The following is a 13,498-nucleotide window of genomic DNA, read 5'->3' on the forward strand; positions in this document are numbered from 1 at the left end:
GGGGTGGGGGCGGTGGTTCAGGCGGCTTCGGCGGCGGTGTCGACACCGAGCCGTTCCAGCAGGCCGGCGCGAAGCTCGGCGAAGCGCGGGTCGGTGATGTCGCGGGGACGGGCGAGATCGATGTGCTGCTCATGGGCGATGACCCCGTCGTCCATCACCAGGACGCGGTCGGCGAGCAGGACGGCCTCCTCGACGTCGTGCGTCACGAGCAGGACCGCGCAGCCGCGCCGCTGCCACAACTCGCCGACCAGACGCTGGGCCTTGATCCGGGTGAGGGCGTCGAGGGCACCGAACGGCTCGTCCAGCAGCAGGAGATCGGGCTCGCGGACCAACGCCCGCGCGAGGGAAGCCCGTTGGGCCTCGCCGCCGGAGAGGGTCTTGGGCCAGGCGTCCGCCCGATGGCCGAGCCCGACCTCCTCCAGTGCCTGGTCGGCGACACCCCGTCCGGGCTTGCCGGGCAGACCCAGTACGACGTTGCGCCACACCTTCTTCCACGGCATCAGCCGGGGCGCCTGGAACGCGACCGCCTTGCGGCGCGGCACCAGGACAGTGCCCTCGATGTCCCGGTCGAGTCCGGCGAGGATGCGCAGCAGGGTGGACTTGCCGCAGCCGCTGCGGCCGAGCAGCGCCACGAACTCGCCCTGCCGGACGTCGAGTCGCAGGTCGTCGATCACGGCGCGGCCGTCGAAGGAGCGGGTGAGCCTCGCCACGCGGACCGCCTGGGTGGTGCCTTGCGTGCTCACCGGCCGGTGAATGTCGGTCGCCATTGCAGCAGCAGCCTTTCGAGGGAGCGGACGACGAAGTCGGCCAGCAGGCCGAGGAAGGCGTAGACGATCAGGCAGACCACGATCACGTCGGTCCGCAGGAAGTCCCGTGCCTGCACCATGAGGAACCCGATCCCGGAGTCCGCGTTGACCTGCTCGGCGAAGACCAGCGCCAGCCAGGCGATGCCGAGGGAGTAGCGCAGGCCGGTCAGTGCGCCGGGGAGCGCGCCCGGCAGCACGACATGACGCACCAGGCCCCACCGGGACAGCCCCAACGACTCACCGGCCTCGATGAGTTGGGAGTCCACGCCACGAATACCGGCGTAGACGTTGAGGTAGAGCGGGAAGGTCACGCCGAGCGTGATGATGGCGATCTTCGGTGTCTCGCCGATGCCGAACCAGATGATGAACAGCGGGATCAGACCGACGAACGGCACGGTCCGCAGCATCTGGACGGGGGCGTCCACCAGATCCTCGCCGATCCTGAACAGGCCCGAGACCAGGGCGAGTCCGGTCCCGACGAGCGTGCCGAACAGCAGCCCCGCCGCGACGCGCTGGAGCGAGGTGCCCATGGCGGAGGCCAGCGAACCGTCGGCGATCAGATCGCTGCCGACCTGGGCGATACGGCCCGGCGAGGCCAGCACGTCGGAGGTCAGCACGCCGGTGGCGCTGAGGATCTGCCACAGCAGGAGCAGCACCACCGGTCCGGTCGTGCGGCGCAGCCAACGGGGCACGCGGGTGCGGCGGGAGGAGGTGGGGACGAGAGGTTCGAGGTCGAGCGCGGGCTTCTTGCCGGGTATACCGGAAATATCCGGCCCGGAAGCGCTGGGTGGGGCATGGCTGATGCTCATGGGTGCTCCGCGGAGGGGAAGAGCGGGATGCGCCGGGACGCCGCCGCGTCAGGGACGCGGAAGGGCAGGGGGCGGCGCGGGGGTGAGGAGAGCGGGTAAGGGCGTCAGCAGCCGCGGCGACACGCGGCGGAGGCCACCCGCAGCAGGTCGATGTGACCGCGCGTGGTGAGCAGGGCTGAACGCAACATGCGGCCGAACGTAGCCAGATGGCGTGGCCATGGTCAATGGTGTCTCGCGGAATGGACCCGCCGTATCGAAGCGCGGGCAGCGGGTCACCCGCGCGGCCCGCCGCATGGGCGAGGATGGACGCATGTCAGCTGCGTTCACCACCCGAGTTCTGAACATCTCCTCCGGATCGGCCGAGCGCGTCGTCGACCTCACCGGCGACTGCCAGGCCTTCCTGCGCGAGGCCGCCGACGGCCGCGACGGCCTCCTCAATGTCTTCGTCCCGCACGCCACCGCGGGCATCGCGATCATCGAGACGGGCGCCGGCAGCGACGACGACCTCCTCGCCGCCCTGCACACCCTCCTCCCCGCCGACGACCGCTGGCAGCACCGCCACGGCAGCCCCGGCCACGGCCGCGACCACGTCCTCCCGGCCTTCGTACCGCCGCACGCGACGCTGCCGGTCATCGACGGCAGGCTGGAACTGGGGACCTGGCAGTCGGTGTGCCTGGTCGACACGAACAAGGACAACCCGCGGCGCACGGTGCGCCTCACCTTCCTCGCGGGAGCGTGACGTGCGTTCGCGAAAAAGGCTTTGAGCGCGACGACGGCACGCTGCTAGGTTCGCGGTGGACCGTGAAGACGTCATCTGGAGGTGAGCCCCGTGAACACAGTTACCCGTGGGTGCTCCCTCGATCCGTCACGGTCCGGCGGCTGACGTTCGGTGTCGCCAGGAGCGCCTGAGATCGAGGCACTCCTGGAGGGAGACTCCGATGAACACACAACCTTCTGCACTTGGTTCGAGTGAGAACGCGGTGACGGTCACGCGCGTCGTGTACGGCGAGTGGCACGCACTCGACGACGACCTGGTGGTCGGTCGCGGACATGCCCATCACCGGCCCGACGGCCGCCTGTTCGTCAGTATCGACGCCTGGCACGGACCCGTCTTCGACCGTCTCGCCGAGGCGCTCCTGGCAGCCCTGCCGGCACCGGTGCACACCGTGGTCGACGAAGCCGACGTCGAACTGACGGCCGCCTGGCAGCGCGCCGGGTTCACCGTCCGGCGCCGCGAGTGGGAGTACGCCGTACCGACCGACCCGCGGGTCACCGGACTGGACGCCGTCCTGCCGCCACCCGGCGTGACGATCGTGCCCGCCGGTCAGGCGGACGAGGATCTGCTGCGGGCGGTGGACCGGGCGATCCGGGCCGAGGTCGAGGCGAGCGTCGGCTGGCAGTCCATGCCGGCGGAGGTGATCCCGTTCCCGGACGGGGACACCGTCGTCGACCCGTCGAAGTACGCGGTGGCCGCGACGCCGGAGCGCTACCTGGGGCTCATCCGGGTCGTGGTGCCGATCCGGCCGCGCATCGGACTGCTCGCGGTCCGGGCCGGCGAGCAGCGCCGCGGCATCGCCCGGGCGCTGCTGGCCCACGCGTTGGAGACACAGCACCTGGCCGGGCACGCCACGGCCTTCACCGAGGTCCAGGAGTCAAACCGGGCGGCCTCGGCGCTGTTCGAGGGCGTCGGCGCCCGGCGGCTGAGCAGCAACCTGGAGCTGGTGCGATGACGAAGCACAAGAACGTCATCGAGGTCGAGGGCCGGGTCGTGGATTGTCTGCGCAGCGCCATGTTCACCGTGGAGCTGGAGAACGGCCACCAGGTGCTCGCACACATCAGCGGGAAGATCCGCAAGCACTACATCAAGATCATGCTGGAGGACCGGGTGCTGGTGGAACTCCCGCCGTACGACCTGAACCGCGGCCGGATCGTGTTCCGCTACCGGAACTAGCGGCGCCCGGTACTCACCGCGCCGGCTGATCCCGGGCCCCGGTCACGGCATGTCCGTGGCCGGGGCGTTCGGTTCAGTAGACGGACAGCCCGTAGGCGTTCAGGGCCTCCTGGATCGGCTGGTAGTAGGTGGTCCCGCCCGAGGTGCAGTTGCCGGAGCCGCCGGAGAGGATGCCGATGACCTTGTCGCCGGCGTAGAGCGGGCCGCCGCTGTCGCCGGGCTCGGCGCAGATGTTCGTCTGGATCAGGCCGTAGACGACCTCACCGCTCCCGTAGTTGACGGTCGCGTTGAGGCCCGTGACCCGGCCGCAGTGGACGCCGGTGGTGGCTCCCCGGCGGCACACGCTCTGGCCGACGTACGCGGTCGTGGTGCGGGTGATGTCGACGGTGCCGATGGTGCCGGGGTGCGGCACGGCCGTGTTGGAGTAGCGGACGATGCCGAAGTCGTCGCTCGGGAAGCTGGTGGCGACGGTCGAGCCGATCGGTGTGGTCAGGGCGGCGCTGGTGTACCAGGTGGACGCGCCGTCGGTGCAGTGGCCCGCGGTGATGAAGTAGTAGGCGGTGCCGCTCTGCACGTTGACCCCGGCCGAGCAGCGCCACGCGGAGGTGTAGATGCCGTCACCGCCGGACACGAGCGTGCGCAGGTGGCCGTCGAGCCGGTCGAGGGTGGCGGCGCCGGTGAACCGGCCGGTGGCGGCGCGCAGTCTGGCCAGGTCCGCGTCCGAGACCGTGGCGTCCGCGAGCACCCGCAGCCCTCCGGTGTGCTCGTCCACCGCCCAGGTCGTCCCGGCGACGTCCAGGGACGCGACCGCCGAGGCCGCGCCGGTCACCGAAGCGGCGGACGGCTCGGCGACCGCCGTCGTCGTGGTGCCGGACGCTCCCAGGGCGGCCAGGACCAGCAGGCCCAGCGCCGAGGCGGACCAGCGTGAGCGTCTGAGGGTGGTACGGCGAGCTCTGGACACCGAAGTCTCCCCGGGGACGATGGGGCAGGGCGGGAACAGGTGGGCCGACGCCCCAGTCTGCCCGGGCTTGTCAGAGGGGGGTAGGTCGGCTTCGGCCGAAGGTGGGACGGCCCGGCGCTGCCGCCTGGTCCGCCGTGCACGCGACCACGGCCACGTCAGGGGACGGCGGGGCCGGTGATGAGCCGGCCCTCGGTGTCGTACGGCCAGACGTTGGGGACGCAGCCGTGCATACCCTTGATCTGCTGCATCATCGCCGGGGCCGGCTCGCCCTCGCCCGGGCAGGTGACATGGCCGTGGTGGAGGAAGTGGCCCACCTCGTGGTTGATGATCAGCGCGCGGTACGCGGTGACGTCCTTGGCGTAGACGGGGGTTGCCAGGACCCAGCGGTCCAGGTTGACCATGACGTCGTCGCCGGCCGAGCAGTTGTAGCGGCCGCCGGTGTCCAGGCCGCTTCGGCCGCAGACCGCGTCGACGGTCGCGGGCGTGGCGAGGCGGACGACGAAGTCGGCGGGGCCGTCGGCGACCCGCTGGAACGCCGAGTGCCCGTCGGCCGTCCAGCCGCGGGGGTCGCCGAGGATGCGGTCCACCGCCCGGGCGGTCTCCTCGGCGGACAGGTCGATGTTCGACTCGACCTCGACCCGATAGCGAAACGCCGTACCCTTGCCCGCCTTCGTGCTCCCGCCCGGTGCGGTGACATAGGTTCCGGGGCCCTTCCGGGGGAGGGTGGGCGACTTCGTGGGGCTCGGGGACGTCCGGGGGCCGGGCGTCTCGCTGGGAGTTCTGGTCGGCGTGGGGGACGGGCGCGAGGTCGCTTCCGTCAGCGCGCTGTTCGCCGACGTCCCCTTGTCGTCCGACGGCGGCCACGCCACCACCGTGCAGCCGACGGCCCCGAGGATGGTCAACGCGGCGAGGCCGACGGTCAGTTTGCTCCTGCTGCCCCGGGGTTCTCGTTTGTGCTTGGTCACGATCACTCACGTTGTGATCGCCATGTGATCGGACCTGGCCCGGCCGGTAACGAAAGGGTAACTCCCGTGCTGGTGTTGCCCCTGTGGATACTGAGCCCATGCCACGAGTGCTGCTGATCGAAGACGACCGTGCCGTCCGTGAGGGCGTCGCCCTCGCGCTGCGTCGCCAGAACCATGACGTCTCCGCCGCCGCGACGGGGGAGGAGGGACTGGCGCAACTGCGTTCGTTCCGGCCGGACATCGTGGTCCTCGACCTGATGCTGCCCGGCATGCCCGGGCTTGAGGTCTGCCGCGGCATCCGGGCCGTCGACCAGGCGCTGCCGGTCATCATGGCCACGGCCCGCGGCGACGAGGTCGACATCGTCATCGGCCTGGAGGCGGGAGCCGACGACTACGTCGTCAAACCCGTGACCGCCAGGGTCCTCGACGCCCGCATCCGTGCCGTCCTGCGCCGTGCCGGCGGCCCGCCCGTCGGCGAGGGGCTGCCGAAGATCGACACCTACGGTGAACTGACCGTCGACCGGGCCGGGTTGACCGTCAGCCTCGGCGGCGACCCGATCTCGCTCGCCCCCTCCGAACTGCGGCTGCTGCTCACCCTCTCCGCCTCGCCGGGCCAGGTGTTCAGCCGGCAGCAACTGCTGGAGGCGGTCTGGGAGCACGACTTCCACGGCGACGCCCGCCTGGTCGACGCCTGCGTCAAGCGGCTGCGCACGAAGATGGCCGAACCGCCCCGCGCCCCCCGGTACATCCACACCGTCCGCGGTTTCGGCTACCGTTTCGCGGCCCCGTGAAGCGCCGCAGGCTCCGCGGCCTGCGCGCCCGGCTCGTCGTCGCCTTCGGGCTCGTCGCCGGTGTCGCCGCCGCCACGACCGGCGCGCTGACCTTCCGGGAGGCCCGGATCGGGGTCCTCCAGCAGAGCCAGGACGCCGTGATCGGCCAGCTGCGGGCCCGGTTGAGCGAGCGGGCCCCCGAACTCCCGTACCCTCCGGGCGAGTCGACGCTCCGGCGGTTCGCCACGGACGTCGCGGCGGCCGACGCGTCCGGGAGCTGGCGGGTGCTGGTGACGTACCGGGAGCTGAGCGCCTCCTCCGTGCCCGGGGACACCTTCGCCGAGCTGACGCCCGCCGTCCGTACGGCTGTGGCGTCCAGCCGGGCCACCGTCTTCCAACGGGTGAGCGAAGGCGGCCGTACCTCCCTCGTCGTCGGCATGTCGGTCACCTTCGGTGAGCCGGACGTATCCCGGCTGGCCTCCGGCGTGCGGGTGTTCCTGGTCGTCCCGCAGACCACGGAACAGGCCTATGTCGACGCCCTGGTGACCGCCGTCGAGCGGGCCATGGTGCCGGCCCTGGCCCTCGCCGTGGTGCTCGCGCTGTTCGCCGCCCGCGGCGTGCTCGTGCCGGTGCGGGCGCTCCGGCACGCCACCCGGCGGATGGCCGAGGGCCGCCTCGACACCCGGCTCGACGTCAACGGCTCCGACGAACTCGCCGACCTCTCCCACGCGTTCAACGAGACGGCCGCCGCGCTGGAGACCTCGGTGGCGGAGCTGCGCGAGATGGAGGCGCGAGCTCGCCGCTTCGCCGCGGACGTCTCGCACGAGCTGCGCACCCCGCTCGCCGCGATGTCGGCCGTCACCGACGTGCTGGACGAGGACGCCGCCCGGCTGGACCCCGACACGGCCACCGCCGTCCGGCTGATCAGCGAGGAGACCGTCAAACTCGCCCGGCTCGTCGACGACTTGATGGAGATGTCCCGGTTCGACGCCGGGGCCGCGGTGCTGCATCTGGACGAGATCGACCTCGCCGAGTCCGTACGGCGCACGCTCGGCGCCCGGGGCTGGTCGGGCACGGTGAGCGCGGAGCTGCCGTCACCCGACGCGGCCCGCGGACGCGTGGACCCGCGCCGTCTCGACGTGGTCGTCGCCAACCTGGTCGGCAACGCGCTCAAACACGGCGGGGAGCCGGTGCGCGTACGCCTGGACGTGCTGCACGGCTCCGACGGACGCCGGGCCGTCATCGAGGTGTGCGACAGCGGTCCCGGCATCCCGGACGACGTCCTGCCGCATGTCTTCGAGCGGTTCTACAAGTCCGACACCGCCAGAAGCCGCTCCGAGGGCAGCGGCCTCGGCCTGGCGATCACCGCCGAGAACGTCCGCCTCCACGGCGGCACCGTCCGCGCGGCGAACCATCCGGCGGGCGGCGCCCTCTTCACCGTGGAACTCCCGTTGCGGCGGGACGAGTCGACCGAGGAGCACCCGTCATGAAGGCCCTCGCACTGGTCGCGCTGCCGGTGTTGCTCGCCCTCGCCTCCTGCGACATCCCCACGACCGGTGTGGTGGAGGCCGGCGGTCCGGCGAGCGGGATCGCGCCCGTCACGCCGGTCTACTTCGTCCACGACGGCACACTGGTCGCGGTCCCGCGCACGACCGCGATGCCCGGGAACGCCGGGGACGCGGTGCGGCTGCTGCTGCGGGGGCCGACGCCCGGGGAGCAGGGGAAGCGGCTGACCACCGCGATCCGGGTGCGACCGGCCCTGCCGTCGCCGTCCGACGCGCCGACGGAGAGGGTGACGCCTTCGCCCGGCGAACCGCTGTGGCAGACACCGACGGACGGGCCCACCGCCGAGGTGCGGGGCGACCGGATCACCCTCCGACTGCCCCCCGGCACCGGGCCGTTGAGCGGCATGGCGGCCCGGCAGCTGATCTGCACGGCCGCGGGCGCCCACCGGGTCACCGCTCCGTCCACCGCGCCGGTCACCGTCGCGGTGACCGACGGCAGTGGACGGAGGGCCGGTGGGACCGACGAGGGGTGCCCCGCCCTCGCCGCCGGTTGACCTACCGGCCGTCGGCCGGGTGCGCGAGGTCGTACGGGCGCGGGTAGGGCGCGGGGCGGTACGTCACATAGCGGGCCGGGGTGGTGGAATCGGCCTCTGTGGCGCGGGAGTTGAGGGAGGCGGCGTCCGTGGCGGGCCACTTGCCGGTGCCGATGCGGTCCTCCAGCGTGTGCAGGGCGCCGAGCTGCTCGGCCGGACTGAACGTGCAGTGCCCGGCATTGTCGACGTATGCCTGACGCAGCAGACGGGAGGACCCCGCGGCGGTGACCGCGCGCTTCAGGGCACTCTCCGTCTGGACCGGGACCAGGGCGTCGCCGATGGTGTGGATGTCCAGCTGCGGCTTGGTCAGCTTGCCGGTGAAGGCGCTCGTGCCGCTCATCCAGGCGACGGCGGACGGATCGGCGCCGATGCGCGGAGCCTTGTTGAGCGTGGCGAGGTCCTTGCGCAGGGACAGCCCCGCCTTCTTGTACAGCTCGGTGACCTCCTTGCGGACGGAGGACTGCCCGAGGAGCCTCGCGTAGTCCACGCCGGTGTTCCAGGACATGTTGCCGCCTGCCCGGGTCTCTGCCTCCAACCGCCAGCTGAACGCGGGGAGTTGGACCAGCCCCTTGAGGGCGGTGTACTGATTGGCCTCCTGGCCGGCCCAGTCGGTCTCGGCAGGCCGGCTCTGGGAGGGGTCGTTCCAGCCCGGGATGTTGTGCAGGGCGGCGGCCAGTGCGATGCGGGCCCGCCCCTCGGCCGTGCTCTGCGCCGAATCCACCGCTGCTGTCAGGGTGTTGGCGGCATCGGTGGCGGCCGTCCGGTCCGGGATGTCGACGAGGGGGATCGCGGAGTCGGGGGCGAGCAGCGTCTTGAGGGCGAAGACCGGGTCGAGGGTGTTGTTCCAGTTGGCGACGCCGCCGTGGACGAGGCCACACATCGACAGGGAGCCGTCGAAGTGCTGCGGCGCGCGCTCGGCGAGGGCGGTGGTGACGAGCCCGCCGTACGACTGCCCCCAGGCGATGGTGCGGCGTGCCGTCCCGAAGCGGTCCTTGAAGACGGAGAGGGTGGCGAGCTGGTCCGGCACCGCGTCCGTCACCGCCCAGCCGTTGCTCGCGTAGGACGAGCCGATCAGGGCGTAACCCCGTTGCAGCAGCAGGGACTTGGTGGCGTTGTCCGATGCGTTCTGGGCGGGGTTGGGGGCGCCCTGGGGGCGGTAGCCGTGGCTGAAGAGGAGGACGGTGCCGTTCCAGTCGGCGGGCACGTCCATCATGTAGGCGGCGCCCGAGGGCAGTTGGCCCTCGATGTGGCTGCTGTCCGCGGCGGTCGCCGTCGCCGGGGCGGGCAGCGCGGCGACGGCGAGCAGGACGGCCACGGCGCAGGTGGTGCGGGTGCCGTTCGTCATGCGGAGATCTCCTGCGTGTGGGGGACGTTGGGCTGTGCGGTGGGCTCGGTGAGGGTCGTGCGGTGGGTCTCGCGGACGAAGCACACGGTGATCGCGGTGATGGCGGCGCCGCCGCAGAGCAGCAGGGCGACCGGCGTGCTGCTGTCGCTGCCCGCGACCAGGCTGCCGGCGATCATGGGGGAGAAGCCGGCGCCGATGAGGGTGGCGCCCTGGTAGCCGAGCGAGGCGCCGGTGTAGCGGACCTTGGTGCCGAACATCTCGGTCAGCAGGGCGCCCAGCGGGCCGTACATCGTGGACTGGGCGATGCCGTGACCGAGGACCACGGCCAGGATCAGCAGCCCCGGCGACTTGGAGTCGACCAGTGCCATGACAGGGAAGGCGAGCGCCGCCGAGGTGACGGCGCCGGCGAGGACCACCGGGCGGCGGCCGACGCGGTCGGAGAGCGCGGAGGCGCACGGCAGCACCACGAGGGCGACACAGGCGGAGACGGTGAGGGCGTCCAGCACCTGCGGACGGGCGTACCCGATGCCGGTGGCGTACGCGATCATGTAGCTGGTCAGCAGCGACTGGGCGGTGAAGGCGCCGATGCCGACGCAGCAGGCCAGCAGCACGGGACGCGGGTTGCGCAGGACGTCGAGGATGGGCAGCCGCGACTCGGCGCTGTCCTTCTTCACCTCGGCGAACAGCGGGCTCTCCACCACCTTCAGCCGGACGAACATGCCGACGCCGAGCAGGACGACGCTCAGCAGGAACGGCAGCCGCCAGCCCCAGGCCGCGAACTCGTCCTTCGGGAGCGTCACGACGTACGCCACGACGGCCGTCGACAGCAGGGAACCGAACGGGGCTCCCATCTGCGTGAAGCTCGACCACAGCCCGCGGCGCCGTTCGCCCGCGTGCTCGACGACCATCAGGGTGGCGCCGCCCCACTCGCCACCGATCGCGATGCCCTGGATCACGCGCAGGGCGATCAGCAGCACCGGCGCCCACACGCCGATGGTCTCGTACGTGGGCAGCAGACCGATGAGGAAACTGGCGCCGCCCATCAGGCCCATGGTGAGCAGCAGCATCGACTTGCGGCCCAGCCGGTCGCCGAAGTGGCCGAAGAGGACGCCGCCGAGCGGTCGGGCGACATAACCGGCGGCGAAGGTGCCGAAGGCGGCGATCGTGCCCACGGCGGGATCGGCGCCCGGGAAGAACAGTTCGCCGAAGACGAGCGCGGCGACGGTTCCGTACACGAGGAAGTCGTAGAACTCCACGGCGGTGCCGAGCAGCCCGGAGAGGGCCACTCGGCGCAGCTGGCGAGTCCGTTCGGAGGCCGTGGGCGGTGCGGCGGCGGGGGACGAGGGCATCGCGGTCTCCCTTGGGGGCGTCGCTCATGAGAGGGGTCTCCCATGAGGGGGAAGGACACCGCGAAATTAGGCCCTCATCTGACTGCCGTCAATAAAGTGCACAACATTGAGTCGAGGTCTCCGACGGCCGGCACGGTGGCGCTCAGCTCGCCTGGCCGGTCGGCATCACCGTGACCTGCTGGACGTTCACCCGCGGCGGCAGCGAGGCGATGAAGCCGACGATCGCGGCCATGCCCTGCGGGACTTCGGGCCCAGTTCCGTGCGCGGATGCGGTACCCGCAGGACCGGCAGCCGGCCGACCTCGTCGGCGAACTCACCCTGAAGTGCCCGGAGTTCAGCGGCTGGTGGAACGACCCCCAGGTGCCGCACCGCACCCATGGCACCAAGCACTACCACCCCCATGAGCATCCGCTGAACGGCCCCGGCGACCTTCCCCGAGGAGCGGCTCAAGCTGACCTGGCTGGACGCGGCCTCCGTGTACGGCGGCACGTACCTCGTCGGCACCCGCTGGGCCCTCAGCGCCAGGGAACCGCTCCTGAAGGAGGCCCGCCCCAGGATCGGCGGCACCATCCAGCAGCTCACCGGCACGAGCGGCTAGGCCGGTTCGTACGCCTTGACGACGTACTGGGCCTCGTCGTCCAGGGCGTTGTCGTCCCAGTCCAGGTAGATCCGCTCGGGGTGCCCGTCGGTCGCGTACTCGGCCTCCGCGGTGTCCGCGTCGTCGCGCCGGGCCTGCGCCAGTTCGTCCAACAGGGTTCCCAGGGTGGGTACTTGGTCCGGCGTTCGGGTCACGAACCGGCGCGCGCTGTCGTCGAGGCCGACCGCCTCGGTGACCTTGCCGTCCCGGACCGTGATCCGGAAGGTGCCGATGAGGGACCGTTCCCCCTCGCTGGACGTGAGGGTGTAGGTGTACGACGCGGGCTCCTCCCACACCGGCTGCCCCTCGGCGGAGCTCGCGGTGTCCTCCGTGCCGCAGGCGCCCGCCGTGCAGATCAGTCCTGCGGCCAGCGCGGCCGCGGCGAGCAGCCGCGCAGGCGTGCGTACGACAGTCATGCCGATCCCTTCTTCCGCACGCCCCGGCGGGGCATGTCACTCCTGGGACGCCGGCCGGCCCTCGGACGTTCGGGCCACGGGCACGGGGCGATGTCGCCGTGGCGCGGGCGATGAGGTTGACTCGTGCACCGGCCACCCTCGAAGGAGCTGCACGTGACGTACGACATCGCCGCCCTCCGCTCCCGGTTCCCCGCCCTCGCGGCCAAAACGGCCCACTTCGACGGCCCCGGCGGCACCCAGACGCCCCGGCCCGTCATCGACGCCATCGCCGACGCCCTGGCCCACCCCCTGTCGAACCGGGGGCACGGCGTGCCGGGGGAGCGGAACGCCGAGGCGATCGTCACCGAGACCCGCGCGGCCCTCGCCGACCTGCTGGGCGCCGAGGCGTCCGGGATCGTCTTCGGCCGCAGCGCCACCCAGCTCACCTACGAGTTCTCCCGCACCCTCGCCAAGACCTGGTCACCCGGTGACGAGGTGGTCGTCACCCGCCTCGACCACGACGCCAACATCCGCCCGTGGACGCAGGCCGCCGAACGGGCCGGAGCCACCGTGCGCTGGGCCGACTTCGACCCCGCCACCGGTGAGCTGACCGTCGACGACATCCGCGCGGTACTGTCCGAACGGACCCGTCTGGTCGCCGTCACCGCCGCGTCCAACCTCATCGGCACCCGCCCCGACATCCCCGCGATCTCCCGACTGGCCCACGAGGCGGGCGCGTTGGCCTACGTCGACGGGGTCCACCACGCCGCGCACACCCTGCTCGACCTGGAACGGCTCGGCGCCGACTTCTACATCTGCTCCCCGTACAAGTTCCTCGGCCCGCACCACGGAGTCCTCGCCGCCCGCCCGCAGTTGCTGGAGACGCTGCACCCCGACAAGCTCGTGCCGTCCACCGACGCCGTCCCGGAACGCTTCGAACTGGGCACGCTGCCCTACGAGTTCCTCGCCGGGACCAGGGCGGCCGTCGACTTCCTCGCGGGCATGGACACCCGGGCGACCGGGACCCGGCGCCAGCGCCTGGAGGCGTCCTACGCGGGACTCGAAGCGCACGAGCACGCGCTGCGCACCCAGTTGGACAAGGGCCTCGCGGCGCTGGACGGGATCACGATCCACTCCCGCGCGGCGGACCGCACGCCCACCCTGCTGCTGACCTTCGCGGCCCACGGCACGGTGGACGCCTACCGCTTCCTCGCCGAGCGCGGAGTCCACGCCCCGTCCGGTTCCTTCTACGCGATCGAGGCCTCCCGCCGCCTCGGCCTCGGCGATACCGGCGGCCTGCGCATCGGCCTCGCGCCGTACAACGACGCTGAGGACGTCGACCGACTGCTGACGGGCCTGGCCGACTTCCTGGGGCGCTGAGGTCATGAGCGCCCCCTTCGCCGAGCACCGCC

Annotated in this window: 16 protein-coding genes and 1 pseudogene; 9 read left to right on the plus strand and 8 right to left on the minus strand. The window is 72.0% G+C overall.

All coding sequences use genetic code 11. The features are described from left to right. Window positions 1-17 precede the first annotated feature (17 nt). From OG885_RS38845 to OG885_RS38855, 3 genes are all read right to left on the minus strand, one after another. A complete protein-coding gene (locus tag OG885_RS38845) occupies window positions 18-767 on the minus strand; it encodes an ABC transporter ATP-binding protein (RefSeq protein WP_405740147.1) in 750 nt (249 codons plus the stop codon). Next, window positions 740-1,615, minus strand: coding sequence for an ABC transporter permease (locus tag OG885_RS38850; RefSeq protein WP_405740150.1), 876 nt, complete (start codon window positions 1,613-1,615; stop codon window positions 740-742). Before OG885_RS38850 ends, OG885_RS38845 begins: the two co-directional genes overlap by 28 nt. A gap of 104 nt (window positions 1,616-1,719) precedes the next feature. Then, complete coding sequence (locus tag OG885_RS38855; protein ID WP_349817350.1) at window positions 1,720-1,803, minus strand: putative leader peptide; 84 nt, start codon at window positions 1,801-1,803, stop codon at window positions 1,720-1,722. A 122-nt stretch (window positions 1,804-1,925) separates the two neighbouring features. On the opposite strand from OG885_RS38855, the gene OG885_RS38860 reads away from it, so the two are divergent. The 3 genes from OG885_RS38860 (at window position 1,926) to infA (ending at window position 3,566) form a co-directional block, all read left to right on the plus strand. Next, complete coding sequence (locus tag OG885_RS38860; protein WP_405740153.1) at window positions 1,926-2,354, plus strand: secondary thiamine-phosphate synthase enzyme YjbQ; 429 nt, start codon at window positions 1,926-1,928, stop codon at window positions 2,352-2,354. Between the two features lie 199 nt (window positions 2,355-2,553). After that, window positions 2,554-3,345, plus strand: coding sequence for a GNAT family N-acetyltransferase (locus tag OG885_RS38865; RefSeq protein ID WP_405740156.1), 792 nt, complete (start codon window positions 2,554-2,556; stop codon window positions 3,343-3,345). Then, on the plus strand, window positions 3,342-3,566 hold the full coding sequence (gene infA, locus OG885_RS38870) for a translation initiation factor IF-1 (protein WP_405740158.1): 225 nt from the start codon (window positions 3,342-3,344) through the stop codon (window positions 3,564-3,566). The genes OG885_RS38865 and infA overlap by 4 nt, the downstream gene beginning before the upstream one ends. A gap of 73 nt (window positions 3,567-3,639) precedes the next feature. Here infA and OG885_RS38875 read toward each other — a convergent pair whose 3' ends face one another. Together OG885_RS38875 and OG885_RS38880 are read right to left on the minus strand one after the other, a co-directional pair. After that, window positions 3,640-4,527: a S1 family peptidase gene (locus OG885_RS38875; RefSeq protein WP_405740161.1), complete on the minus strand. Its 888-nt coding sequence runs from the start codon at window positions 4,525-4,527 to the stop codon at window positions 3,640-3,642. A 155-nt stretch (window positions 4,528-4,682) separates the two neighbouring features. Further along, window positions 4,683-5,492, minus strand: a complete 810-nt coding sequence (locus OG885_RS38880) for a DUF3152 domain-containing protein (protein WP_405740163.1) — start codon at window positions 5,490-5,492, stop codon at window positions 4,683-4,685. Window positions 5,493-5,590: 98 nt separating this feature from the next. Between OG885_RS38880 and OG885_RS38885 the strand changes: the two genes are divergently transcribed. Genes OG885_RS38885 through OG885_RS38895 form a run of 3 tightly spaced genes read left to right on the plus strand, consistent with a single transcriptional unit; the run spans window position 5,591 to window position 8,321 of the window. Beyond that, on the plus strand, window positions 5,591-6,283 hold the full coding sequence (locus OG885_RS38885) for a response regulator (RefSeq protein WP_405740166.1): 693 nt from the start codon (window positions 5,591-5,593) through the stop codon (window positions 6,281-6,283). Continuing rightward, window positions 6,280-7,752 (plus strand): sensor histidine kinase, encoded by a 1,473-nt coding sequence (locus OG885_RS38890; protein WP_405740169.1) that lies wholly within the window; start codon window positions 6,280-6,282, stop codon window positions 7,750-7,752. The genes OG885_RS38885 and OG885_RS38890 overlap by 4 nt, the downstream gene beginning before the upstream one ends. Then, the gene (locus OG885_RS38895) at window positions 7,749-8,321 is read left to right on the plus strand and encodes a hypothetical protein (RefSeq protein ID WP_405740171.1); all 573 of its coding nucleotides are present in this window, start codon (window positions 7,749-7,751) and stop codon (window positions 8,319-8,321) included. The genes OG885_RS38890 and OG885_RS38895 overlap by 4 nt, the downstream gene beginning before the upstream one ends. A 1-nt stretch (window position 8,322) precedes the next feature. On the opposite strand, the gene OG885_RS38900 is transcribed toward OG885_RS38895, so the two are convergent. Together OG885_RS38900 and OG885_RS38905 are read right to left on the minus strand one after the other, a co-directional pair. Then, the gene (locus OG885_RS38900) at window positions 8,323-9,705 is read right to left on the minus strand and encodes an alpha/beta hydrolase family protein (protein WP_405740174.1); all 1,383 of its coding nucleotides are present in this window, start codon (window positions 9,703-9,705) and stop codon (window positions 8,323-8,325) included. Further along, the gene (locus OG885_RS38905; protein ID WP_405740177.1) at window positions 9,702-11,054 is read right to left on the minus strand and encodes an MFS transporter; all 1,353 of its coding nucleotides are present in this window, start codon (window positions 11,052-11,054) and stop codon (window positions 9,702-9,704) included. The genes OG885_RS38900 and OG885_RS38905 overlap by 4 nt, the downstream gene beginning before the upstream one ends. A gap of 261 nt (window positions 11,055-11,315) precedes the next feature. Here OG885_RS38905 and OG885_RS38910 point away from each other — a divergent pair. Together OG885_RS38910 and OG885_RS38915 are read left to right on the plus strand one after the other, a co-directional pair. Next, window positions 11,316-11,438: pseudogene (locus tag OG885_RS38910) on the plus strand (transcriptional regulator); the annotation flags it as partial. Window positions 11,439-11,529: 91 nt separating this feature from the next. Then, window positions 11,530-11,652, plus strand: coding sequence for a hypothetical protein (locus tag OG885_RS38915; protein ID WP_405740180.1), 123 nt, complete (start codon window positions 11,530-11,532; stop codon window positions 11,650-11,652). On the opposite strand, the gene OG885_RS38920 is transcribed toward OG885_RS38915, so the two are convergent. Further along, window positions 11,649-12,107 (minus strand): DUF6174 domain-containing protein, encoded by a 459-nt coding sequence (locus OG885_RS38920; protein ID WP_405740182.1) that lies wholly within the window; start codon window positions 12,105-12,107, stop codon window positions 11,649-11,651. The genes OG885_RS38915 and OG885_RS38920 overlap by 4 nt on opposite strands. A 153-nt stretch (window positions 12,108-12,260) precedes the next feature. Here OG885_RS38920 and OG885_RS38925 point away from each other — a divergent pair, with 153 nt between their 5' ends. Next, complete coding sequence (locus OG885_RS38925; RefSeq protein ID WP_405740185.1) at window positions 12,261-13,466, plus strand: cysteine desulfurase-like protein; 1,206 nt, start codon at window positions 12,261-12,263, stop codon at window positions 13,464-13,466. The last annotated feature ends 32 nt before the right edge of the window (window positions 13,467-13,498 follow it).

The sequence above is a fragment of the Streptomyces sp. NBC_00028 genome (assembly GCF_045041065.1).
Taxonomy (GTDB): Bacteria; Actinomycetota; Actinomycetes; order Streptomycetales; family Streptomycetaceae; genus Streptomyces.

Coding starts and splice junctions, on each gene's coding strand:
- OG885_RS38845 (WP_405740147.1), bottom strand. CDS start 767: ATGGCGACCGACATTCACCGGCCGGTGAGCACGCAAGGCACCACCCAG.
- OG885_RS38850 (WP_405740150.1), bottom strand. CDS start 1,615: ATGAGCATCAGCCATGCCCCACCCAGCGCTTCCGGGCCGGATATTTCC.
- OG885_RS38855 (WP_349817350.1), bottom strand. CDS start 1,803: ATGTTGCGTTCAGCCCTGCTCACCACGCGCGGTCACATCGACCTGCTG.
- OG885_RS38860 (WP_405740153.1), top strand. CDS start 1,926: ATGTCAGCTGCGTTCACCACCCGAGTTCTGAACATCTCCTCCGGATCG.
- OG885_RS38865 (WP_405740156.1), top strand. CDS start 2,554: ATGAACACACAACCTTCTGCACTTGGTTCGAGTGAGAACGCGGTGACG.
- infA (WP_405740158.1), top strand. CDS start 3,342: ATGACGAAGCACAAGAACGTCATCGAGGTCGAGGGCCGGGTCGTGGAT.
- OG885_RS38885 (WP_405740166.1), top strand. CDS start 5,591: ATGCCACGAGTGCTGCTGATCGAAGACGACCGTGCCGTCCGTGAGGGC.
- OG885_RS38895 (WP_405740171.1), top strand. CDS start 7,749: ATGAAGGCCCTCGCACTGGTCGCGCTGCCGGTGTTGCTCGCCCTCGCC.
- OG885_RS38900 (WP_405740174.1), bottom strand. CDS start 9,705: ATGACGAACGGCACCCGCACCACCTGCGCCGTGGCCGTCCTGCTCGCC.
- OG885_RS38905 (WP_405740177.1), bottom strand. CDS start 11,054: ATGCCCTCGTCCCCCGCCGCCGCACCGCCCACGGCCTCCGAACGGACT.
- OG885_RS38920 (WP_405740182.1), bottom strand. CDS start 12,107: ATGACTGTCGTACGCACGCCTGCGCGGCTGCTCGCCGCGGCCGCGCTG.